At 61.4% G+C, this 22,964-nt stretch carries 19 protein-coding genes; 7 read left to right on the top strand and 12 right to left on the bottom strand.

Annotated elements, in window-relative coordinates; genetic code table 11:
• The first annotated feature begins 95 nt into the window (after positions 1–95).
• Genes O3297_RS05210 through tssA form a run of 7 tightly spaced genes read left to right on the top strand, consistent with a single transcriptional unit; the run spans position 96 to position 9,498 of the window.
• The gene (locus O3297_RS05210) at positions 96–941 is read left to right on the top strand and encodes a M15 family metallopeptidase (RefSeq protein ID WP_230521913.1); all 846 of its coding nucleotides are present in this window, start codon (positions 96–98) and stop codon (positions 939–941) included.
• Positions 942–956: 15 nt separating this feature from the next.
• Positions 957–1,226: a PAAR domain-containing protein gene (locus O3297_RS05205; RefSeq protein ID WP_034788054.1), complete on the top strand. Its 270-nt coding sequence runs from the start codon at positions 957–959 to the stop codon at positions 1,224–1,226.
• 31 nt (positions 1,227–1,257) lie between these two features.
• On the top strand, positions 1,258–2,706 hold the full coding sequence (locus O3297_RS05200; RefSeq protein WP_305047935.1) for a hypothetical protein: 1,449 nt from the start codon (positions 1,258–1,260) through the stop codon (positions 2,704–2,706).
• A 46-nt stretch (positions 2,707–2,752) separates the two neighbouring features.
• Positions 2,753–6,658 carry a type VI secretion system membrane subunit TssM gene (gene tssM / locus O3297_RS05195; RefSeq protein WP_305049607.1) on the top strand — a complete coding sequence of 1,302 codons (3,906 nt, stop codon included), beginning with the start codon at positions 2,753–2,755 and terminating at the stop codon, positions 6,656–6,658.
• A complete protein-coding gene (gene tagF / locus O3297_RS05190; RefSeq protein ID WP_305047934.1) occupies positions 6,655–7,635 on the top strand; it encodes a type VI secretion system-associated protein TagF in 981 nt (326 codons plus the stop codon). The genes tssM and tagF overlap by 4 nt, the downstream gene beginning before the upstream one ends.
• A 2-nt stretch (positions 7,636–7,637) precedes the next feature.
• Complete coding sequence (locus O3297_RS05185; RefSeq protein WP_305047933.1) at positions 7,638–8,432, top strand: OmpA family protein; 795 nt, start codon at positions 7,638–7,640, stop codon at positions 8,430–8,432.
• 19 nt (positions 8,433–8,451) lie between these two features.
• Positions 8,452–9,498, top strand: a complete 1,047-nt coding sequence (tssA, locus tag O3297_RS05180; protein WP_305047932.1) for a type VI secretion system protein TssA — start codon at positions 8,452–8,454, stop codon at positions 9,496–9,498.
• A gap of 65 nt (positions 9,499–9,563) precedes the next feature.
• Here tssA and O3297_RS05175 read toward each other — a convergent pair whose 3' ends face one another.
• The 12 genes from O3297_RS05175 to O3297_RS05120 all read right to left on the bottom strand — a co-directional run bounded on the left by O3297_RS05175 (position 9,564) and on the right by O3297_RS05120 (position 22,916).
• The gene (locus tag O3297_RS05175) at positions 9,564–11,714 is read right to left on the bottom strand and encodes a phospholipase effector Tle1 domain-containing protein (protein ID WP_305047931.1); all 2,151 of its coding nucleotides are present in this window, start codon (positions 11,712–11,714) and stop codon (positions 9,564–9,566) included.
• A 31-nt stretch (positions 11,715–11,745) separates the two neighbouring features.
• Entirely contained in the window at positions 11,746–12,246 is a 501-nt protein-coding gene (locus tag O3297_RS05170; protein WP_305047930.1) for a DUF3304 domain-containing protein, read from the bottom strand.
• Positions 12,247–12,317: 71 nt separating this feature from the next.
• Entirely contained in the window at positions 12,318–12,851 is a 534-nt protein-coding gene (locus O3297_RS05165) for a hypothetical protein (protein WP_305047929.1), read from the bottom strand.
• Positions 12,775–13,698 (bottom strand): DUF4123 domain-containing protein, encoded by a 924-nt coding sequence (locus O3297_RS05160; protein ID WP_305047928.1) that lies wholly within the window; start codon positions 13,696–13,698, stop codon positions 12,775–12,777. The genes O3297_RS05165 and O3297_RS05160 overlap by 77 nt, the downstream gene beginning before the upstream one ends.
• Positions 13,695–16,496, bottom strand: a complete 2,802-nt coding sequence (locus O3297_RS05155; RefSeq protein ID WP_305047927.1) for a type VI secretion system Vgr family protein — start codon at positions 16,494–16,496, stop codon at positions 13,695–13,697. Before O3297_RS05155 ends, O3297_RS05160 begins: the two co-directional genes overlap by 4 nt.
• Positions 16,497–16,605: 109 nt before the next feature.
• Positions 16,606–17,952 (bottom strand): hypothetical protein, encoded by a 1,347-nt coding sequence (locus tag O3297_RS05150; protein ID WP_305047926.1) that lies wholly within the window; start codon positions 17,950–17,952, stop codon positions 16,606–16,608.
• Positions 17,953–17,959: 7 nt separating this feature from the next.
• On the bottom strand, positions 17,960–18,226 hold the full coding sequence (locus O3297_RS05145; protein WP_305047925.1) for a PAAR domain-containing protein: 267 nt from the start codon (positions 18,224–18,226) through the stop codon (positions 17,960–17,962).
• A 1-nt stretch (position 18,227) separates the two neighbouring features.
• Positions 18,228–20,354 carry a phospholipase effector Tle1 domain-containing protein gene (locus O3297_RS05140; RefSeq protein WP_305047924.1) on the bottom strand — a complete coding sequence of 709 codons (2,127 nt, stop codon included), beginning with the start codon at positions 20,352–20,354 and terminating at the stop codon, positions 18,228–18,230.
• 1 nt (position 20,355) lies between these two features.
• On the bottom strand, positions 20,356–20,859 hold the full coding sequence (locus O3297_RS05135) for a hypothetical protein (RefSeq protein ID WP_305047923.1): 504 nt from the start codon (positions 20,857–20,859) through the stop codon (positions 20,356–20,358).
• A gap of 134 nt (positions 20,860–20,993) precedes the next feature.
• On the bottom strand, positions 20,994–21,470 hold the full coding sequence (locus O3297_RS05130; RefSeq protein WP_305047922.1) for a hypothetical protein: 477 nt from the start codon (positions 21,468–21,470) through the stop codon (positions 20,994–20,996).
• A gap of 1 nt (position 21,471) precedes the next feature.
• On the bottom strand, positions 21,472–21,948 hold the full coding sequence (locus O3297_RS05125) for a hypothetical protein (RefSeq protein ID WP_305047921.1): 477 nt from the start codon (positions 21,946–21,948) through the stop codon (positions 21,472–21,474).
• Positions 21,945–22,916 (bottom strand): DUF4123 domain-containing protein, encoded by a 972-nt coding sequence (locus tag O3297_RS05120; protein WP_305047920.1) that lies wholly within the window; start codon positions 22,914–22,916, stop codon positions 21,945–21,947. Before O3297_RS05120 ends, O3297_RS05125 begins: the two co-directional genes overlap by 4 nt.
• Positions 22,917–22,964 lie beyond the last annotated feature (48 nt).

Below are 22,964 nucleotides of genomic sequence, written 5' to 3'. Positions count from 1 at the left end.
TTAGTAAGATATACTCAGCGGCAATATTAGCGCAAACGCTGGCACAGCGGCATTCAACTGCCCATGCCTGGCGCCTTTTTTGGAACGGGGTGGGCGTGTTTCTACTGGCGGTGGCACTCTATTTTTTACTCGCATGCCTGATCAGCTGGCTCGTGCTGTTTCCATCCGGCCGCGAACTGGTGATGCGGGCGCTGGCGACGGCCGAACGGGGCATCGGGGCGCGGATCGAGCGGCTGGCCCGGCGCAGGAACGCCGGACTGGACACGCTGCGCCGTGGCGGCGCCAGCACCTTGCTCGGCAGCGCGGCGTTCGTGCGCCGCCATTACCTGCTGTTTCTGGGCGGTGCGGCGGTGATGTGCCTGCCACCGGCGATCGCCTTGCTGGCAGGCAGCAAGAACGTGTTGGGCGGCTACGAGGTGTCGACGCGCGAAATGAATACGCAAGTGTCGGCCCTGCTGCAAGGGGAACAGCTGGTGCCGCCAGTGGATCTGCCGCCGCTGGTGTTTGCCACCGAGGAAGTGCAGCAAGTGCGGCCGATGCTGGTATCGGCCAGCCGCAACTGGACGCTGCTCAATGCCGAATACGCGCAAAGGCTGCTGCTGGTGTTCAAGATCATGAAGGAAAAACATGGCTACGACATGGCCATCCTGGAAGGTTACCGCAGTCCGGAACGGCAAAACATGCTGGCCGGCATGGGCAGCAATGTCACCAATGCGGCCGCGTTCCAGAGCTGGCATCAGTATGGCCTGGCCGCCGATTGCGCCTTTTTGCGCGACGGCAAGCTGGTGATATCAGAGAAAGATCCGTGGGCCATGCGCGGCTATCAGCTGTATGGCGAAGTGGCCGAATCGGTCGGCATGACGTGGGGCGGCCGCTGGAAAATGATGGACTTCGGCCACACCGAACTGCGCGTGCCTGGTGTAATGAAAAAACAACGATGACTGGAAGGAACACACATGGCTGGTCCCGTAATCAGATTGGGCGACAAGACATCGCATGGCGGCAGCGTGCTGGAGGCCTCGGCGGTGACGGACAGCGGCGGTATCGGCATTGCGCGCGTGGGCGACAAGGTGTCGTGCCCGCGGCCAGGCCATGGCATCTGTCCCATCGTCAGCGGCGACGCCAGCTGGATCGTCGATGGCAAGCCGGTGGCCCGCCAGGGCGACAAGACCAGTTGTGGCGCGGTGCTGATCGCCAGCCAGCAAGCCACCACGGATCAGCTATGACCTCCGGTCGCCACTGCAAGGGAGCGCACTGATGCGCCCGTGGCTGCGGCGCAGCCTGCTGATACTGGCCGTGTTCGCCTTATGCTGGGGCGGCGCGATCTGGTACTGGCGCACCAACACGCGCATGCCATCGACGGGCGACCTGGCCGGCAGCATGCTGGCATTGCCGCTGGCGCTGCTCATCAGCTGGTGGCTGGGCAAGAAACTGGTAACGAGGCTGGCCGCGCCGGCTGCGGTGCCGGCGCTGTTTGACGCCGCCGACGGCGACGCCGGGGCGCCCGGCAATGACCCTGCGCAGCGCGCGCCGCTGCACCTGGCCGCCGCCGCACTGCGCATGCCGGGCGGCGCCTCGGCGCCGGAACTGGCGGCCGCGCTGCTGGACAAGCAGCAGCGACCCGAACTCGATCCGGAACTGACCGACGCGCAAGGCTACCCTGTGATGAGCGCCCGCGTGGCGGACCTCGATGAACATGGCCAGAAAGCCCTGCTGGACGACTGGCTGCAGACCCGTCCGGCCGATACGGCGCCGGGCGCAGCACCGCATTTCGATGCCGAACACTTGCGCGCACTGGCGCTGGGCGCCGAGGTATTGACCGAACTGATGCAGGAAGCGGCGATGCACGGGCAGCTCGACGACTACCAGGCGGCACAACCGGGATCGCGCGCCGCGCTGCCGTTGCCGACCCTGCAACTGCATCTGCTGTTGCCGCCCGATTGGAACAAGCCGCAGCGCGACACGGGTGCCGCCTGGCTGCACGGGCAGGCGCAACAGCAAGGCTGGCCTGCCGACAAGCTCAGCGTGCACCTGGCCGGCGACAGCGGGCCGCTGGCGCTGATCGAACAGCTGGCCGCGCAGGCGGCCTTGCAGGAGCTGCCGTGCCTGGCCATCATGCTGGCCTGCGGTTCGCATATCGGCGAGCTGACCGTGCATGACTGGACCTCGCGCGGCCTGCTGTTCAATGCCGGCCAGCCGGGCGGGCAGATTCCCGGCGAAGGCGCGGCCGGCCTGCTGCTGGCCGATGCGGCCCAGGCGGCGGCGCTGCAGGCGGACACGCCGGTACTGCTGCACCATGCCAGCATGGCCGTGCGCGGCCAGTCGGCGGATGGCCGCGGCCATGGCGATGCCACCTTGCTGGCCGAGCTGGGCGGCAAGGCGATGTCGGCGGCGTCTGTCGCCCCGGACGCGATCACGCGGCTATACGCCGATGCCGACCAGCGCTCCAGCCGCATGATCGAACTGATGAACAATGCCGGCACGCTGCTGCCCGATATCGATCTCAGCAACGACGTACTCAGCGTGGCGGCGGCCTGCGGCCAGAGTGGCCATGTAGCCACCCTGGCGGCGCTGGTGCTGGCGCGGCACGAGGCGGCCGAGAATGCCAGCCAGGTGCTATGCCTGAGCAACCTCGACGCCTTCCACCGGGCCGCCGTGGTGGTGGGCCCGGAAGCCCTTGCCCCTGAATCCCTCGCCGCGACATGACCCCTCCCTCCACCATGCCTATCAACCTCTCGCCCCTCATACTATGATGCAACGATTCTGGCATTCCATTACTACCCGTTTCAGCCTGTTCGCCATCGGCTTCGTGGCGCTGGCCGCGCTGCTGGTCAGTTGCGCCGTCATCTTTGAATGGCCGCTGGTATGGATCGTGCCGCCGCTGGCGCTGGTCCTGCTGGTCGCCAGCGCGGTATGGTGGCTGCAGCGCAGGCGCCGCCAGCGCGACGCCGCCAGCTTCGGCGGCATGCTGGAACAGCAGACGACCGGCTCGGTACCCAAGGCGGGGCCCACGCAGCGCGAGGAAACCGAAGCCATCCGCAAACGCATGCTCGAAGCGATCGGCACCATCAAGACGTCCAAACTGGGCCAGCTGTCGGGCGACGCCGCCCTGTACGAGTTGCCCTGGTATATGGTCATCGGCAATCCGGCGGCCGGCAAGAGCACGGCGATCGCCAATTCCGGCCTGCAGTTTCCTTTTGCCGACAGCAAGATCGTGCAAGGCATCGGCGGCACCCGCAATTGCGACTGGTTCTTCACCACCGACGGCATCCTGCTCGACACGGCTGGCCGTTATTCCGTCAACGACGAAGACCGTGCCGAATGGTTCGGCTTCCTGGCGCTGCTGAAAAAACACCGCAAGCGCGCGCCGATCAACGGCATCATCATCGCCGTCAGCATTGCCGAACTGACCGGCAGCCGGCCCGAATTCGCCATCAACCTGGCCAAGAACCTGCGCCAGCGGGTGCAGGAGCTGACGGAAAAACTGGAAGTGCACGCGCCCGTCTACGTGGTGTTCACCAAGGCCGACCTGATTACCGGTTTCAACGAATTTTTTCAGGACACGGAACGGGGCGAACGCGACCGGGTATGGGGCGCCACCCTGCCCTACAGCCAGACCAGTTCCAGGCAGGATGTGCTGGAGCAGTTCGACCAGCGTTTCGACGAACTGTATGACGGCTTGAAAGAGCTGAGCCTGGCCAGCATGGCGCTGCAGCAGCAGGAACGCATGCCGCCGGGCGTGTTTACCTTCCCGCTCGAGTTCAGCGCGATCAAGGGATCGCTGCGCGCCTTCATCGCCACCCTGTTCGAGGAAAACCCGTTCCAGTTCAAGCCCGTCATGCGCGGCTTCTATTTCACCAGCGCGCTGCAGGAAGGCATGTCGGTATCGGCCTCGTCGGAACGCGTGGCGCAGCGCTTCGATTTGAAATTGCAGCCGCAGCAGCAGAACGCGGTGCAGGACCAGCACGGCTATTTCCTGCTCAATCTGTTCCGCAAGGTGATCTTCGCCGACAAGGAGCTGGTCGCCCAGTACGCCAGTCCGGCCAAGACCCGCGTGCGCTACGCCACTTTCTTTGCCGCCACCGCGCTGGTGGGCCTGGCGCTGGCCGGCTGGAGCTGGTCTTACATGGCCAACCGCCAGCTCGTGGCCAACGTGCAGGCCGACCTGGACCAGGCGATCAAGGTGCAGGACAAGCGGCTCGACCTGCAATCGCGTTTCGAAGCGCTGGAAATCATGCAGGACCGGATCGAGCAGCTCGATTCCTACCGCAACAGCCGGCCTGTCTCGCTGGGCCTGGGCCTGTACCAGGGGGACCTGCTGGAACGCAAACTGCGCGAAGAGTATTTTTCGGGCGTGCGTGAAGTGATGCTGGCGCCGGTGTCGCAATCGCTGGAAGCCTTCCTGGCCGAGGTCAATGCCGGCGCCAGCCGCCTGCAGCCGATGGCCAGCACGCCGCAATCCGGCGCGGTGTCGGCCAGCGCGGCCGCCACCCTGCCCGCGCCGGCCGGCACCCTGGCGGCACCGGTAGCCGCCACGCCGACGGCGGCCCTGGCCAGCGCCCCGGCCGCCGCGCCACCAGCCACGGCCGCCGCCGTCAACCTCGGCGCGCAGCAGTTCAAGGATGCCTCGCCGGCCAATGTGGAAGACGCCTATAACGCCCTGAAAACCTATCTGATGCTGAGCGACAAGTCGCGCGCCGAAGCGAGCCACTTGAATGACCAGCTGACCCGCTTCTGGAGAGTCTGGCTCGACAGCAACCGCGGCAGCATGCCGCGCGAACAGATGATACGCAGCGCCGAACGCATGATTTCGTTTTACCTCACCCAGATCAACGACCCATCCTGGCCGCAGATCGACAGCAAGCTGGCGCTGGTCGACCAGTCGCGCGACAGCCTGCGCCGCGTGGTGCGGGGCATGCCGGCGCGCGAACGCGTGTACGCCGACGTCAAGGCACGCGCCGCCACGCGCTTCGCCTCGATGACGGTGGCGCGCATCGTCGGCGAGCAGGACAAGGAGCTGGTGTTGGGCAGCTACGCCATTCCCGGCACCTTCACGCGCGACGCATGGGAACAATTCATCCAGCAAGCGTTCCAGGAGGCGGCCAACCGCGAACTGCAAAGCGCCGACTGGGTGCTGAAAACGGCGTCGAAGGACGACCTGACGCTGGAAGGCAGCCCGGAGCAGATCCAGAAAGCGCTGGTCGAACTGTACAAGACGGATTACGCCAAGGAATGGCAGAAATTCATCCAGGGCGTCAGTATCCGCGAGTTGAACGGCTTCGACAATGCGGCGGCGGCCATGAACCGGCTCGGCGATCCGCAAACCTCGCCGATCAACAAGCTGATCGAAACCGTGTACAAGGAAACCTCGTGGGACAACCCGTCACTGCTGGGACAAGGCTTGCAGCGCGCCCAGCGCGGCGTGATGGGCTGGTTCAAGGAAACCATCCTGCGCCAGAAACCCTCCGGCATCAACGTCAACATCGGCAGCGGCGCGCCCGCCGCCGGCGCCTTGCCGATGGGACCGGTGGGTCGCGAATTCTCCGGCGTGGCCCGCCTGGTGGTTACCAAGGACAAGGATGCATCGCTGATGCGCGGCTACATGGAAGCGCTATCGAAGCTGCGCGCCCGCTTCAACCAGATCAAGAACCAGGGCGATACGGGTCCCGGCGCCAAGCAGTTCATGCAGCAGACGCTGGACGGCACCGGCTCGGAACTGGCCGATGCGCTCAAATACGTGGATGAACAGATGCTGACCGGCATGACCGATGCGCAAAAGCAGGCGATCCGGCCGCTGCTGGTGCGTCCGCTGATGCAGACGTTCGCCGTCATCATCAAGCCGACCGAAACGGAAATCAACAAGGTCTGGCTGGCGCAGGTGCTCGAACCGTTCCAGAAAACCTTGGCGCCCAAGTATCCGTTCGCGCCCTCCTCGGGTAGCGAGGCCAGCAATGCCGACATCGGCCAGGTATTCGGACCGGAAGGCAGCATCGCCAAGTTCTTCAATACCACCATCGGCCCGCTGGTGGTGCGCCGTGGCGATTCACTCAGCGCCAAGACCTGGGCCAACATGGGCATCGGCCTGGCGCCGTCGGTGGTGGCCAGCTTCCCCGGCTGGATCGCTCCACTCAGCGCCAACGGCGTGGCCACGGCGGCCGGCGCCGGCGAAGCGCAAACCCGTTTCGACCTGCAGGCGCTGGCCGCCACCGGCGCCACCGAGTACACGATCGAGATCGATGGCCAGGCGCTGCGCTGGCGCGGCCAGCCGCAGCCGTGGATCCATATGGTCTGGCCGAATCCGCAAGGCACGCCAGGCGCGCGCATCAGCGCCATCACGCCGGAGGGCCGCACGGTCGTGTTGCTCAACGAACCTGGCCATTTCGGCCTGAAGAAAATGATCGATTCGGCCAAGCGCAAGCGCAAGGATGGCGGCGTATTCGAATTGAGCTGGGAAAACAGCGGCGTGAGCGTGGCCGCCAACCTGAAGATCGTCGCCACGCCGGCGCCGCCCGCGGCACCGGCCACCGCCTCGGGCGCCGCGGGCTTCCGCGGCCTGAAGCTGCCGGAAGTCGTGGCCCAGAGCGTACCGGCCGTGAATGCGCCTGGCGCCGCCCCCACCGCCACCGGCAATGCGGCCAGCGCCGCCGTCGCGCCATGAGCCGCACCACCGCCACCCCGATCGGCTATTTCGGCAAGCTGCCCAGCCGCGGCGACTTCGTCAAGGCCAGCGACAACCCGGCCCTGCTGAAGATCCTCGACGACTGGCTGGCGCAGGCGATGGACCTGCTCAGCGCCGACGCACGCTGGAAGCTGACCTACGATGCGTTGCCGCCCATGCATTTCGCCTTCATCGGCCCGCGCAGGGGACGCGCCATCGCCGGCCATATCGCCGCCAGCAGCGATGCGTCGTCGCGCCGTTTTCCCTTCCTGATGATGAGCACCATGGAAGTGGACCAGCCGGCCGCGTTTGTCGCCAACAGTCCGCTGGTGCTGTCGCGCCTGTGGAACCGCTGCGAAGCGCTCAGCAACGACATGCGCGGCCCCGATGCGGGCAACGCGCTGCACGCGGCCAGCCATGCCAGCATCGACCTCGACCTGCGTGCCGCCGCCTATGAAGCCACCCTCAACGATTTCCTCGACATGCAGACCGTGGGCGAACTCGACGCGCTGCTGGCGCCCACCGGGTTCACGGGCACGGTGCGGCAGGTGCTGCTGGCACTGGGCCTGCTGCTGCAGCCGGTGATGGCCAGCAGTTCCAGCCGGCTGGAGAAAAGTCTCGAATTGCCGCTGCCGGCCGACCCGCTGTACCGCAACATGGTGGCGGCTTTCTGGATGCACCTGATCACGCCGTTCCTGGCGCGTGCCGACTTCGAGCTGGCGCTGTTCATCACGCGGCTGCGCGGCCGGCAGACGCTGGTGCTGGGATTTTCCGGCGCGTCGGCGCAGACCCTGCATGTACTGATGAACCCGCAGGCGGCACTGGAACACCATATCGCGTTCGACGACCTGGAGTGGGTCGAGGAACACGTCGGCAACGACTACGCGATCAAGAAAGTGTCGACCTATCTGGCGCAAGCCAACCTCTCGCTCAAATCGGCGCACGATTCCCTGCGCGCCGCCTTTATCGGAACCTGACCATGCGCGTATCCCAGATCGTTCTCTTCCTCGGCATGGCGCTGGCCGCCATGTCCGCTTCAGCGCAAGCGCCCATCTCGATACCCACGGCCGCCACGCCGCAACCAGGCCAGGTGCTGGCCGCTGGCACCGTGCCTGACGAAGCGAGCAAGGCTGCCGTGCTGGCGCGCCTGCGCGAACTGTACGGCGCCGACAAGGTGGTCGACCAGATCGCCGTCGGTCAGGTGGTGCTGCCTGCCAACTGGAACGCCTATGTACAAAAGCTGCTGTCCCCCAACCTCAAGCAGATCAGCCGCGGCCAGCTGAAAATCGACGGCAGCGTCGTCAGCGTGCGCGGGGAAGTGGCCAACGAGGCGCAGCGGCAAAAAATCGCCAGCGATATCGCCACCAGCCTCAATCCCACCTATAGCGTCAACAATGGCCTGCGCGTGTCGGCCAGCGAGCAAGGCGTGCTCGACACCACCCTGGCCAACCGCACCATCGAGTTTGAAAGCGGCAAGGCCACCTTGACGCCATCGGGCCGCGCCATCCTCGATGAAATGGCGGCAGCCATGCAAAAGCTGGCTGGCCGCAAGGTCGAAATCATCGGCCATACCGATAACCAGGGCTTGCGCGCCAGTAACCAGAGCCTGAGCCAGGCGCGGGCCGAGGCCGTCAAATTCTACCTGGCATCGAAAGGCATCCACGGCGACCTGCTGACGGCGTCGGGCCAGGGCTCCGACCGGCCGATCGCCAGCAATGACACGGCGGACGGGCGCGCCCGCAACCGGCGCATTGAATTTCGCATGGCGCAATAATCATCCATCAGGGGACCACATGTTTTCAGCCGAACAATTATTACTTCCAATTAGCAATGAACAGCCGGCAGGCGTGGACCTGGCGTTTTCGCCCGAACTCGACGCCATTACCCTGGCGCGCAAGTTCGACGACCCCACGCTCGACCAGGGCGAATGGGTCGCCGACCTGAAAGAGGCCGACTGGGACTTCGTCGTGCGCAGCTGCGCCGGCCTGCTTGCCGGCAGCAGCAAGGATCTGCGCCTGGCCGTCTGGCTGACGGAAGCGGGCACCAAGCGCCACCACCTGCGCGGCATGGCAGAAGGCTTGCTGGTGCTGGCGGGGCTGTGCGAAAAATTCTGGGACCGGGGCCTGTTCCCGGAAGCCGAGGATGGCGACCAGGAGCAGCGCATTGGCAACCTCAGCTGGATACTCTCGCGCATCCCCGCGCTGCTGCGCGAGGTGCCCGTCACGGGCGGCCCTGGCGGCGCCTTTTCCACCATCGATTTCGAGACGGCGCGGCGCCAGGCCGCCCCGGGTGATTCCGCCAGACAGCATGAGGGCGTCAAGTTGTCCGACATGGAAGCGGCGCGGCGCAACAACTCGGCCGCCTTCTGCGCCAGCTTCGCCGTAGACGCGCAAGATTGCCTGGAAGCGCTGCGCAAGCTTGAAAGAGTCGTCGACGCCCGGCTGGGCAACGACAGCCCGGCCTTCTCCACGGCGCGCGAAGCCGTCGAAGCGATGCTGCGCGTGATGCCCGTCGGTGCCGGCGCGGCGCCTGCCGTACCTGCCGCAGCGGCGGGCGGCACGGCCATTGCAGAAAGCACAATGGCGCCGGCCCTGCCTGCGGTCCCGGCCGGCCCGCCCGGCGCCATCGCCACCCGCGCGCAGGCGATCGAGCAACTGCGCGCCGTGGCGCAATTCTTCCGTCGCAGCGAACCGCACAGCCCCGTCTCCTATTTTGCCGACAAGGCCGCCAATGCGGCCGACCAGGATTTGCACAGCTGGCTGCGCACGGTGGTCAAGGATCCCCATTCGCTCGCGCATATCGAAGAACTGCTGGGCGTGCAACCGCCCGGCAATGGCTAAGCGGATGCCCCCTCCCCCTTGGCGGCGCATCTGCCGTCGCCGAGGGTGTTGTACCTGCCTCGGTCTTATTTCGCTTTTTCCCGCTCTTCCTCGCGCCAGCGCTTTTCCAGCTGCGCCTTCCACTCGGCCTCTGCCTTCGCATATTTCAAGATGACCTTTTTTTCGGCCTGATAATAAAGCCGGGCTTCCTGGCTGGCTTGCTGCATGGCGTTTTTCGCGGTCTTGACTGCGCGGTCCAATTTCTTTTCCGCCTCCACCCCGGCATCATGCACGCCGTGACCGGCGTGGGTGGCGCCATCGACGATCATCCGGCTCGTTTCCCTGTACGTTGCCACCGCCTGCCGCTCCAGCCGTTTTTCGGCCTCGGCCACCGCCTTCGCGGTCGCGGCAACCTTTCTGCGCGCTGCCCGGTAAGTGCTGACCGTATAGCCATATAACTTCTGGAAGTAGGTCACGGCCGCGTCGCCTGCTGCCTTGACGGCCTTCAAAGATTCATTGGCGATATTCGACATGTTCGAATAATCATCGCTTTGCACGAAAACGTTGCGGAAGCGGCCATAGCCGCCGGTCAGCCATACCGGTTCGTGCTTGCCCAAGATGCGAAAGCCGGCGCGGGAATCGTGCACATAATCTTCAAACAGCGTGACGCAGCCGGCCGGCGGCTGCGCGCCTTCCGTCATGATTTTCAAAAACCGCTCTTCCCAGTCGCTTAACGGGTCTTTGCCGTCTTCGACAAACAGCATGCCAGCCGGGCTGACGCGATTCAGGACCGTCTTGGCACGTTCATTGAGCCATCCCGCCACGGTTGCGTTGACCTTCTTTCGTTCGCGCCAGGAGCGCAAATATATCCCCAGATCGGTGTCGGCCTCCAGCAAGTCTTTCTGGCCCGGCTTATCCGACTCCTTGAAAAAACGCTTGCTCTTCAATTGCGTTTTTCCCTGCGCGTGCAACATGCCGCGCCAGCGCAGATATTGTTTTGTATGCGCCTCGGTAAAGGTCTTCACGTCCGCGCCCTTGATGCCGTTATGGGTCAGCCAGTTGTTATAGGAGGCGATCAGTCTTGGGTCAGTGGCAAAGGAAAGCAATAGCAAACTGTGCCTGGCCTCTTTCATCTCATTCAGGGTGCGCAAGGGCACACCGGCTTTCAGGGCGGCGAAATGCATGTCGATCAAGGGAATCTGCGACAGATGCGGCGAAGGCCCCCAGCCCGGCATGGAACGGCCCTGCTCGCCAGGGTAATATCCCCCACCTACGTCAGAATGCATGCCGGGGTAACCAACATTGCCCCGTCCCGTTGCCGATTCCAACGGAAAACTGGCGCGCTGTTCATGCAAAGCGATGAAATGCGTGCACTCTTCAACTACGGGATGAATGCTCTGGGTTCCATTTCCCCAGGCCATATGCCCGAAGGTCACCGGCGTTACGTCACCGATGCCAACGGCGGCGACGGTATCAAAAATTCCCAGGAAGCCTATGCGTATGGGGACGCCTGCCAGCTCAAATGCGCCGGTTTCCCGTTCGAACACCTGATGCAGCCAGTGCGCGCTGGCGCGCGCTTCGGCCGCGCCACGAGAAAAACCGAAGATGGATACGTTGATTTGCTTGAGCTTGCGCTGATGATTTTTGACGACACGCGCCAGTTTTTCTTCAAGCGACGTCAGCATTGTCCAACGCTGCACGCCTTCCAACCCAAGCAGCATTTGCGAACTCATCAAATTAACCAGCAGCCTTTGCTCGTCCCGATTGAGCATAGGTGCACCTGTCAAATAACGGTGCACTGCATTGAGCAATGAAGTGATACCCCAATTGATACGATCGGCACCCATGTAACCGAAGCCACCACCCGCATTATCAGTCAATGCATCAACAGTATCGCCAATCTCCTTGAACGGCGTACCAACACCTGGCATATATGCACGAAAGAATCCATTTTTTTCTTCATCAAGATGTGCATCCCAAAGCCGGGCAACATTGCTGTGCTTGTTTCTTTGCCTTTGTGTTAAGTTCTTGGGATTGACTAGCGGATCTTTCTGCTTCCAATCATGATTATTTCCACTGCCATCATAAAACAGTCCGATATAAATCTGCCCCTGACATTCTGTTTTATGAGGCGACCTGACGCAAGCCATCGCCTTGGCACGCTGTGACGATTCTTTGGGAGTGAGCCTGCGTCGCCCATCTAGAGGAGCTTTTCTTCCTGTATAAACAATAGACATTTTTACAAAACCCCTGAATTATTTATAATTTCTATTCCCATATTATTTCTAGTGGAACGCCAGGCTCCAGTTCCGCCTCCTTGCCAGAAAGTGGATATTTTCGATGTCCCAACGAGTATTTAGTTACAAAAACCTTTAAGCTGCCATCATGAAGAAAATGAACGACAAACCTGCCGGCATCGGACGAATTATAACGAGGTACAGAGACAGTCTTTTCCACTCGAATCGGCTTACCATTTTTTAATATTTGCATAGATATCGTCGCTTTCATGCCAGGCTTCCATACTGAAGGAATTGAAAGACAGCAAGTTTCCCCGCCCCCCCCTTCGCCAGGAGCCAGATAGCCAGCCTCTACTGAAGTTCCTTCTGCCAGTGTCACAATATAGCTTCCGACGCCGCTCTCAGTATGGTTATATGCCGTCAAACTCACGCTAGTTTTCATTGATTCCTTGCTACAAGCAATATTTGAAAATGCCATAAAAATACATAAAAATACATTGAGTAAATTTTTCGGCAATAGTTTTTTTATCATGTGATCTCCTGAAATTCACCGGCCAAATAAATCTTGTGATTCAAATTACATGAAATCAATTTCAAAAAATATTATCCCTTGGGCTCATATGCCTCCCACAACGGCGGCCCCGCTTCCCAAACGGTTTTCGGCAAGGCTTGCAGCGCGTCGTAAAAAGCATCGAGCGATGCGGGTGGATTTTTCATGAATGCAATAAACAAGGGCTGTTCCATGGCCTTGCCGGAGGTATATAGCGCCAGCAAGACGTACTGCGTTTGCCGGTCGAGGTCATCGATCCCGGCATCGAGCGCCCTCTGCTGGTATTTCGCGACAAAGGCGTTCAGCACGCGAGGCGGCGTGTCATTGGTTTCATCGGTGATCACGCGCCGCAAATGGCTGACCAGGTTGGCGGTGGCGGCCGGTTTCAGCTTGGCGTGCTTCTCCGTGTTTGACGCCTGCGGCGCGGCTTTTACCGTTGTCTGCGCCGCGACGTTGCCGCAAGCAAACGCCAAGGCCAAGGCCAAACTCAGGCACAGCGCCGGCAGCCGGTCAAGCTTCAACTTGTACGCCCCATAAAGGTGGGCCGGCTTCCCATACGTCGTCGGACAAGGCTTGCATGGCTTCATAAAAACTTTCGATAGAGGTGGGTGGGTCTTGCATGAGGGCGATGAAATCGGGGTGTTCGATGCCGGCGCCGGACGTGTACAGGGCCAGCAGCAGGTACTGCGTCTGGCGGTCCAGGTCGTCGATGCCGGCGGCCAGCGCGCGCTGCTGGTAGCGGGCGACGAATTCGTACAGCAGCCGGGGCGGGGTATCGTTGGTTTCGTCCGTGATCACCCGCCGCAAATGGCTGATCAACGTATCGGCGTCGCCGGCATCGACCAGCATGCCGTATTGCGCATCGTCCAGGTGGATGAGCGGCGAGTCCATGAGCGCAGTGTCCTGCGCAGCACCGGCAGTGTCGACCTCCAGCAGGACGGCAACGTCGCCAAAACGGTTGATGTACTGCAAGCTCAACAGTCCAGCCACGAACTGCTCGCGCTGCAGCGGCTCCAGGCAGCCCAGCCAGACGGGCAGAATGCGCGTGTCATACCAGCGCAGCATCATCTGCTGCCCGTCGCTCAGGCCGACGGCGTGAAACTGGCGTAAATGCCGCGCCAGTTCGGGCAAGGGCCATGGACTTTCCATCCAGCTCAGGCAAGGCGCACCATAACCGAGCTTTTCGGCCCAGTCGCAGACTTTTTCCAGCATGGCCGGCGCAAGGCCGGACAGCCGTATCAGCAGGGGCGCGATCTCGGGCAGGCTCGCTTCGTGGGTTTCCTCGAACAGCGACGCATAAGGCACTTTCCAGCGCTGCAGCGCCAGGTGGCTGTCTTCGGCTTGCGCACTGTCGAGCAGCAGATAAGGCAGGCGTTGCCGCTCAAGACTGGCCCGGACCCAGTTGTGCAATGCCGAAACGCTGTCGGGCGTCACCGCAGCACTCCCGCCGCGCCCTGTTGCATGGCGCTCAAAATGCAGCTTTTACACGTGCTCGATGGCAGCGGCGGCATCACATACGGTGCGCGTGTGGGGCCGACAAAACTCTTCTTGCCTGCAAACACGGTGATCTTGCCAGGACACTGGATGGTGATGTTCCCGCTCTCGATGGTGATGTTGGCCCCGCCCGCCGTCGACAGGCGGATGCTTTTCGCCGCCGCCCAGTCGATATGCGCGTTGGCGCTAATGACATTGACCTCGTCGCGCGCCTGGAGCCGCAAGGTATCGCCTTGCGCCTGTGCGTCGATGATGCCCTGGGCGGCGATCAGTTGCACCCCGGCATCACTCTCCCCGGCCTTGACGGCGCCGCCCAACATGCCGATGGCCTGGCCCGTGTGCAGGCGCCACTGGCCGCCGCTGCTCCATTGCGTGTCCTGCCCGCTCATCAGGACGACGCTCTCGCCATTGGCCAGTTGCAGGTCTTGCCCGGCGATCAGGCCCAGGTCAGCCTTGGCGGCAATCGCGATGATGGCGTCCTTGGTGTGCGGCAATTGTTCGTGCATGCCCGCCACGCTGGCCTGCATGGCTTTCAGGGGCGCCGCCTGCTCGTCGAGTTCGCTGGCATTCGGTGCGGTGACGCCCACATGGCTGGCGTAGGCGACCGTTTCGTGCGTTTTGGCGGCAGCGCTGAAGGTGTCTCCCAGCAGTACCGCCTGCTTCAATAGCGCGATGCCGCCGGCATTGTCACCGGCCGGATCGCGTTGCGACGCGTCGTGCCCGAGCAGATAGCTGGTCACCAGCAAGCCCGCCCTGGCGCGCACCGCGCCATACGCATCGGTGCGCAGCTCGGCGCCGGCGCCGCGCAGGCTGCCACGGTAATTGTCGGCACCGTGGATCAGATGCCCCAGGCTCAGTTCGCTGGCCGCATGGCTGCTTTTCAGCTGGATGCGTCCCTGCTGGTCGGTGTCGTCGAACAGCAGCTGGTTGTAACCGGCCATGCCGCCCGCCTTGCCGAACTCCTTGCTGCGGATGCCCCATTGCGCTGCTCCATTGCGGTGCGCCGCGCTGGTGCCTGCGGCACCATGCCACAGCGGACTGTTGCCGCCCGCCAGATTGCCCTGGCCGGCTACCGCATGATCGTGGGCCGGCTGGAAAACGCCAGCGTCGCCTGGCTCGCGCGTACCACCGCCCGGCGTGGGTACGGTGCCGCCCTCGCCCTGGCCGTTGTACAGCGCGCCGACGATGATGGGCCGGTCGATATCGTTTTCCAGGAATTGCACCAGCACTTCCTGGCCGATGCGCGGCAGGAACTGGCTGCCCATGCCGCCGCCGGCCGCGCGCTGCGCCACGCGCACCCAGCAAGTCGCGCCCGTTTCCTGCTGCCAGTGGAAGCGGATGCGCACCCGGCCCAGCCTGTCGCAGTAAATTTCATCGGCGCCGCTGGCCACGTCATTGCCATCGGCGCCGACGACGATGGCGCTCTGGCTGCCCAGGGCGGTCGGCGTGGCGTGCTGGCGCGCATCGCTGCCATCCTGCAACGGACGCCACGGCGTGCTTGCGGTGATCATCTCGATGCAGTTGGCGTAACCGCTGGTTTGCGCCTGGGCGATCGCGGCAGCGACATCGGGAAACCCTGCGCCCCACTCCGCCACGGTTTCTTCCAGCAATTCCGGTATCGGGCCGAACAGTTCCGCCAATCCCTCCAGGGCCGGCACTGGCAGGTTGTTGACGCCGATGCTGGCCACGCGCAGCACGACATATTCGGACGCGGCACCATCGGCCTGCGGTAACGGTCCCTGCGTCAGGGTAAAACGCGTGCCGGCGCGCAGGGTGCGCACGGTCGAGCGCGCCTGCCACAGCTGGGCGCGCGCTTCATGGGCCTGCATCTGCAACTGCGCGTAGCGCTGCGCCTGGGCGGCGCTGGCGTACCAGTACTGGCCCGGTGTGTCGTAGCTTTCCAGCACCGGCGCGTTCTTGCCGCCAAGCGCGATGTTGGCCGGCACGCTGGCGGCCACGGCCTTTTTCGCCTTGTAGTCATAGCTGAGCACGCTGCTCAGGCCCACCTGCAGGCTGCGCCGCGCACTCAATGCCTGCACGCTGTCGCCCGGCTCGCCGACGCGCGCGCCATGAAAGCGCAGTCCGTCCGCCTGTGCGCTGCTGGCGTCCTCGGGCGTGGCGCAGGGCTGGCTGCTATCGGCGAACAGGACCAGTGTGTGCGCCTCGAAGCGCCAGGCCAGCCCTTCTTCCGTCAGCAGCCGGCGCACGAAATCGAAATCCGATTCGCGGTACTGGCAGCAATAGCTGCGTTCGCCCGCGTCCTGCATGAAAGATGCGACCTCGTCGCTCCAGCGCCACAGCGCATATGGCGCATACGCCTGCAATACCTCGTCGACGATGGCCGTCACGCTCCGATCTTGCCAGACGCGGCTGTTACGCACTTGCGTCAGCAGAAACAACCAAGGCGTGATGCGCAGGCGGTAGCGCGCCAGGCCGCCATTGCTGCCCAGCATGGCCGCCTCGCTGATGTAGCCGGAAAACTGCGTGCGCGTGCCGTCTGCCAGGCTGATATGCAGGCTGGCCGGCTGGCCCAGCAGGGACGCCAGCGCAACATGGGCGCTGGTGGACAAGGCAATGATGTCGCGCGCGCCGACCTCCTGCAGCCCTTCGTCGGCGGCAAAGGCTTCGACCAGCAAGCTGCTGTCCGCGTCCTCGCCGAAGGTCAACTCGTACAGCCGCGTGGCGCTCGTGAAAGCGGCCAGTCCGTCAGCAATCTTGTCGGTCGAGGTGGATGACATGCGATTCCCGTCAGTCGTTTACCACGCTTTGCATATTTGGCAATTATTGTAGCGAGGAATGTATATCGCAGGAGCGCGATTGAAACCATTGCATGTGCACCCTTGCCGCTCAGGCGGGCATTACCACGACGCCAGCGCACTGTCCGCCGGTGGTGCCGAGCGCCAGCACCGGTTTTTCACTGGCCAGTTCTACCGCCAGCGCAAGATGGACCAGATCGGCTGCAGCGCCAAAACTGCCTGCCGACTCCATGGGGCTCATCCGCTGTTCCAGCGGGTCGAGACCGGGCAGCAGCTGCAACATGGCGGCCACCACGGCCATGCTTGCCTGCGGGCGGTGATCGGCATCACTGACAACATGGGCGATATCGGCGGCGTCCATGCCCGACGCCATGAGCGCGGCGGACATCACGCTATGCACGGCGGCGTGCGTCGCGGCACCCTGCACGGTGCTGACCGGTCCCAGTATTGCGGCATGCGCCCAACCCTGCTCCGGCGCCCTGTCCGGGTTCCACAGCACGATGCCGCCCGCGCCTTCGGCAGGAATGAAGCCCTGCGGCGCACTGGCGGCAAACACCTGTCCCAGCGCCAAGGCGGGCGCGAGTTCCTCGGGGTCCAGCAAGCTGTCGGCGCCGACGATGATGGCGCAAACGGCAGGATGGCGAATGCCGTGCTGCAGGGCCGACAGCACGGTGAAAAGACAGGCTTCGCCGGCCGCCATCGGCTGCAAGACATAGGGCATGTCACGCCAGGCCGAATGCTGCCATGCCCGTGCAAAGACTGCGCCCTGCGCCGCGTCGCCGGATATCGCATCGGGCGCCAGCCAATACACGCTCACCGGGCCATCGATACGGCGAACCAGGCTGCCCTGCTGCGCATGCAGGTCGTCAAGGATGGCGGCGAGCAGGGTCATCACGCGCGGGACACGCAGGCGCGTGCCGGCGACATGCCCCATCGCACCGAGGTCGAGGGGATCGACGATACCGGCATGGGCCGGGTAGCCGGACGGGTGCAGGATGGCCTTGTCGGGCTTGAAGACTTGCTTGCGCGCCTTGCTGCCTTCGGCCGTTTCGGTCACGGCGCCATGGGGCGTCAGCGCGCTCCAGGCACCGATATGCAGGCGCACCAGGGGAATCGGCGGCGCTGGCGGTTCCTGCGGCAACTCCTGCGCCGGCGCCGGGATCGCCGTGCTGGCAGGCAAAGACGGCACGGGTCCCGGGGCTGCCAGAAATTGCAGGCCTGTCCAGCCCAGAAAGGCCAGCAGCACGGGCGGTGCGCAGAGCATCAGTATCGCGCGCCCACCTGACAAATCCAGGCGCGATGGCGCCACGCTTGCCAGCAGAGCAATCCAGGCAATGCCGACAATTGCCAGCACAAGTATCCACAAGATTATCCTGAACACCAGCCGGCGGCGCGGACGGTGTACGGGCGGTGCTTGCGGCAAGGAAATAGCGCTCATGATCCGCCTACCCTATCGTGGCCACGGGCAGGCTGGCGATCAGCGCGCAGCCACAAGCGCTTTTATGCCCATGCAGCGCCACCTTGCGTCCGCCGATACTGAATACGGCACTGCCCTCGATGATCGGATTGCTGCCATGGCCCGGCAATGGACACGCGACCATGTCGCCCACCCTGGCGATGCCGATGCCGCGGATCGTATGCACGGGAGAGGCGCTTGCCACGACGCCGCCGTGGGTCGTCTTGTCGCCGAACCGGATGATTGCGAGCGCCATGTCAGAATCCCAGCTGATTGCGCCGGAAGGCACTCCAGCCATCTTCAATCGCTTTTACCTGCGTATCGACGCCGTCGCTGATCGCCTTGGCCGCCTTGCTGGCGCCACCCTGCACCTTGCGTGCCGCCTCGGTGGCCATGTCCCGGGCCTGGCTGGCGCCGCTCTGCACCTTGCGCCCGGCTTCGGTGGCCATGTCCTTGGCCTGGTTGACGCCGCTTTGCACCTTGCGCCCGGCCTCCGCCGCCAGCTCCTGGGTTGCGTCCGCCACCTCACCGGCCTTTTTCTGCACGGCCGTCGCGGCATCGGTGATTTCTTTCTTGACGACGTTGACCGAGGTAATGACCATCTGCTGGCCGCGCTTCACGGCAGCGATGACGACCTGCTTGCCGCTCTGATACACCTCCACCGTATAGGTGACGCCAGCACGCACGGTATCGACGACAAATTTTTCACCCACCTTGTACGTATGCGTGGCCACCCGCTTGCCGCCTTCCCAGGTTTCCACCACCACGCCCTCGGCCCGGTGATACACCTTGATCACGCCCTTCTTGATGGCAGTGACGGTATCGTCCAGCCAGTCCAAGCCTTGCGCCAGCACATTGCGCGACGATTCTGTCATGCCGCGTGGACGGAAATAACTGAACGGTTCCACGCCGCCCATGAAGCCGGCCTTGGAATCATGCACTGCGGATTTGATGAAATTGAGTACGGGATCGGATGCCGTCGCTTGCCAGGCATCGAGCCGCCACTTTTCCGGGCGTACGATCATGCTGTACTTCATGCCGATGACCTGCAGCGTTGCTGCCGATACCGTGGGCAGAATATGCGACACGGCAAATTCTTTTGCTTTGGCGGCATCCAGCAACAACTCAGCTTCACGCGCAATGCCGGGATGACCTTTTTTGCTGCCACCTGCGCTCTCGGCTTCAATCAGGTCCGGCGTCTTGATTTTTCGCTTGGTCATGGTGCCCCATGTGGAATACAGGGCTTTCATGTGGGCCTTAACAGCTTGCTCGACGGTGGCGGGCGCACCGATTGCTGCCATGTATTGCTTATAAGACGCTTCGACCTCAGGCTTGAGCTCAAAACGATCTTCAAATATTTTTGTTCCAAATTTAGGTAAATCTTCATAGTCAACCAGACGAACGCCGCTTTTGACGGCCTCGCGCATCATGTCGCGCATGGGAACACGTGCATAGTTATTCGATATTTTCTGTTCTTTCAGCGGCTCGTATCCCCCTCCCACATCCGAATGCGCGCCCGGGTAGACGGTCTCCGCCCAACCGGACCTGAGCACGCCGTTTTTCCTGATCAGATCAACGGGAAACGAAAAACGCAGTTCATGGGCTGCCACATAATGCACACAACGTTCGATCGCATGCGGCACCACCAGATTTTTTTCGTTAAAGGGAGTATCAATGGTAAGCGACGGCAAGCCAAACGAGGCGACCGTATCGAATAATCCCATGAAGTTCATACGTATGGGCACGCCTTTATAACGCAACACGCCATCTTTTCCAGTAGCGCACTCTTTCATCATATCGTTGCTGAATGCCCGGGCCAACGCCGCGCCGCGCGAAAAACCGAAGATAGATAGATTAATGATAGTAATCAAACCGTGCGCCTCGATAGCGGAGGCGAGGCCATTGATATTTTCCGGCTTTCCATTTTTTCGGTAAGCCTTTAACGGAATATTCAGTTGCTTGGCATTTTTTACGAGGGCGGCACGTAAATTCTCGTCAATGTTAGTTTGTCCGAACTCGGTTCGTCGTGTTCCACCGGCACCTAATCCCCGCCCTGCAGCCTCTGAATCCTGCATTTTCATTAACTTATTATCTGGCCAATCCATCCAATCGGTAGACTCGTCTTTAAATTTTGTACCTACCCCTGGAACATAAATTGCATAATTTGAATTATGTATATCTCTTAAAAATTGAGCCGATCGCCACATTCGTGCAGGATTAGCCCAGCGGCGAAATTTCTCATCCTCAACCATATTATTACCAGTGCCGTCAAAGTATATACTTATATTCAAAATATCAGCACAGTTCTGTTTTGCATTTGGCTTGCAAGACGGAGTATCACGATTACATGCACGCGCCGCAATCAACTTGTAGTCTTCAGCCATATTATCTTCTCGCAGCGCGGATTTTTTTACCGCGGGCACTAACATCAGGAACGGACTCAGAAAAAATTATCTCGGCGGTATCATCTGGATAGAGATGCAACCCGAGATAACGCGTTCCAGCAGGTATCTGTTCAGGCAAAATAACTAACTGGTTCTTCAAGGTCACTACCTCACCTATGCGTGGTGTTCCTTTCGGCCCATCCAATTCCCAGTGTAATGTCTGAATTCCGAACGGAATATGAACACCTGCGATAGTACCAGTAGCACCAAACTTGTTCATCACGCCAAGGTCCTCACCATTAAAAATAATATTAGTAATGACGTGATCGACATAAGAAATCATCTCCACATTGAGAACTATACCTTTCTGCATTTTTTTTCCTCCTTGACCGCATGCCATCAGTGGCATCAACAAAAATAGTCCGAAAAAGCCAAGCACACTTCGTCGTGTCGCAAGTGGCAAAATTTCATCCCCCTCGAAACCGCAACTTTTATAGTATTTCATGATGCTTCCTTACTCCCCGTTTATCAATTACCTACCTTAGCACCCTCGCCGCATCACTGCTTCACACCAGCATTATGCATCTAATCTCAATCACCTCATTGGCCTTATTCATTTTTATCCCTCTTCAAACAGAATTATTTTCCACGCTGGGTTCTCTGCGGGAGAAATTCATCGAATGTAACTTCAGCGGTATCGTCCGGATAAAGATGTAAACCAAGATATCGAGTTCCTTCGGGTATCTGCTGTCGAGATATTGCTAATTTGCTATTAATATAAACAACCTCGCCATTGCGTGGTGTACCTTTGGGACCACCCAATGTCCATTGCAATGTCTGGAGTCCGAATGGAATACCGACACCGACAATGGTTCCAGTACTACCATATCTGTTCATCACACCAAAATCAGTGTCATTAAAAATAATATCGGTAATAACTCTGTCCACATACGAATACATGACCACGTCCAATACTATATATTTCGGCACCGCTCTACCGCACGCGACCAGCGGCATTGACAGCCCCAGCGCAATCAACCTGATGGTGTGGCGCCTGTCTGGCGACGAAAGTGCAAATTTTTTACTGGTTGAATTTTTTTCGTCCTTGCCACGCATGTTATTTCTTCCTCGCTGCCAGAATTTTCTCTCCTAGAGCTGTTCGTTCAGGTACGGAATCCGCAAAGGTGAGCTCGACCGTATCATCGGGGTAAAGATGTATGCCGAGATAACGCGTTCCCGGCGGTATCTGCTCCAGCGAAATCACAAGTTGATTCTTCGGAGTCATACGCTCGCCATTGCGTGGCGTTCCTTTTGGCCCGCCCAAAGTCCATTTCAATGCCTGAATCCCGAACGGAATATAAACATCAGTAATGGTCCCAGTGCCACCATACCTGTTCATCACGCCCAGGCCGGTGCCGTTAAAAGAAATGTCGGTAATGACCCGATCAACGTAGGAGAACACTTCTACATTCAATGCTGTTTCTTTTTGCACTCTCTGGCCGCAAGCCGCCAGCGGCAGTAGCAAACCGCACGCCATCAATCCAAGCGCCAGCCGCCGGCCTGACTTCGTTGCTTCCTGTTCCCAGATGCTCATGGAAACTGGTCCATGGCAGCTTCAAAGCTGATATCGCCAGCCTTGACCTGCGCCAGCAGTGACGCAATGACCGGGTTGGTTTGGAGCTTGTCGCCGTAGATCAGGGCGGCGCAGGTGTAGTTAAGAATGTCGCGCATGCCGGACAGCTTCAGTTTGCGCGCGGCTAACAGGTGCTTTTGCACGAGGCGGTAGTGTTGCGCGGGTGGAATATCCATCAGCAGCTGCGGCTGGTTTTCCTGCAGCATCGACAAAAGCTGGTCCGGCATGCCCGCTTCCACCAGCATGTCGACCTGCACCTGGGCCAGCTTGAGCGGCAAGGTCACCCGGTGGGGAGCCAGGCCGTGGTCGTTTTCCCCTGGCAGCACCTGCTGGGGATGGCCATCGCGGTCCCAGTACCACCATGCTACTATGCCTTGCAGCAGGCGCTCGCGCTGTGAAACGGTCAGCGCCGGCACCCCCACGTGCAAAGTCAGGTCGCTTTTCTGTCCCGTCAGGGTGCCCAGGATAGCCGGGTCCCAGAAGGCAAAAATCATGTCGGTGCCGTCCGGCAGCAGTATTTCGGTAAACGCCGCCAGACTTTCCCACAGCGTGTCGAAATCATCAGTACTTGCAAGCAGCGTAAAGCTGGCAGGATGGCTGGCGGCGCCTTGCACGATGTCGGGCCACGCTTCGGTATCGGCAGCCAGTGGCGACAACGCCACCAGATGGGGCGCGTACGCTTCCGTATCGGACCCGAGCGCCGCCGGCAGCAGGCACTTGCTGTGCATGCTGATCTGCTCTTTTTCAAAGCGCGCCAGCAGCGTGCCGTCCTGCGCCTGGTCGACAATGGCATAACAGCTCAGTTCACGATTGTCGAGCGCGCTTGCCAGGTTTGCTGCAAACGAAGCCTGATCCAGAGGTAAAAATTTCATCGTTGAGGTCCTTTGTTGACGAAAGCGGAGCGCTGTTTTGCGCGCTTTTGCAGGCATTCACGGCAAACTTCCTGGTGCCGTACTCCCCCATGCGCTGCGGCCGCC

This window comes from Janthinobacterium sp. SUN128 (genome assembly GCF_030587275.1).
GTDB lineage: Bacteria > Pseudomonadota > Gammaproteobacteria > Burkholderiales > Burkholderiaceae_D > Janthinobacterium > Janthinobacterium lividum.
Note: the sequence above shows the minus strand (reverse complement) of the source record. Positions and strands in the feature narration are given on the sequence as shown.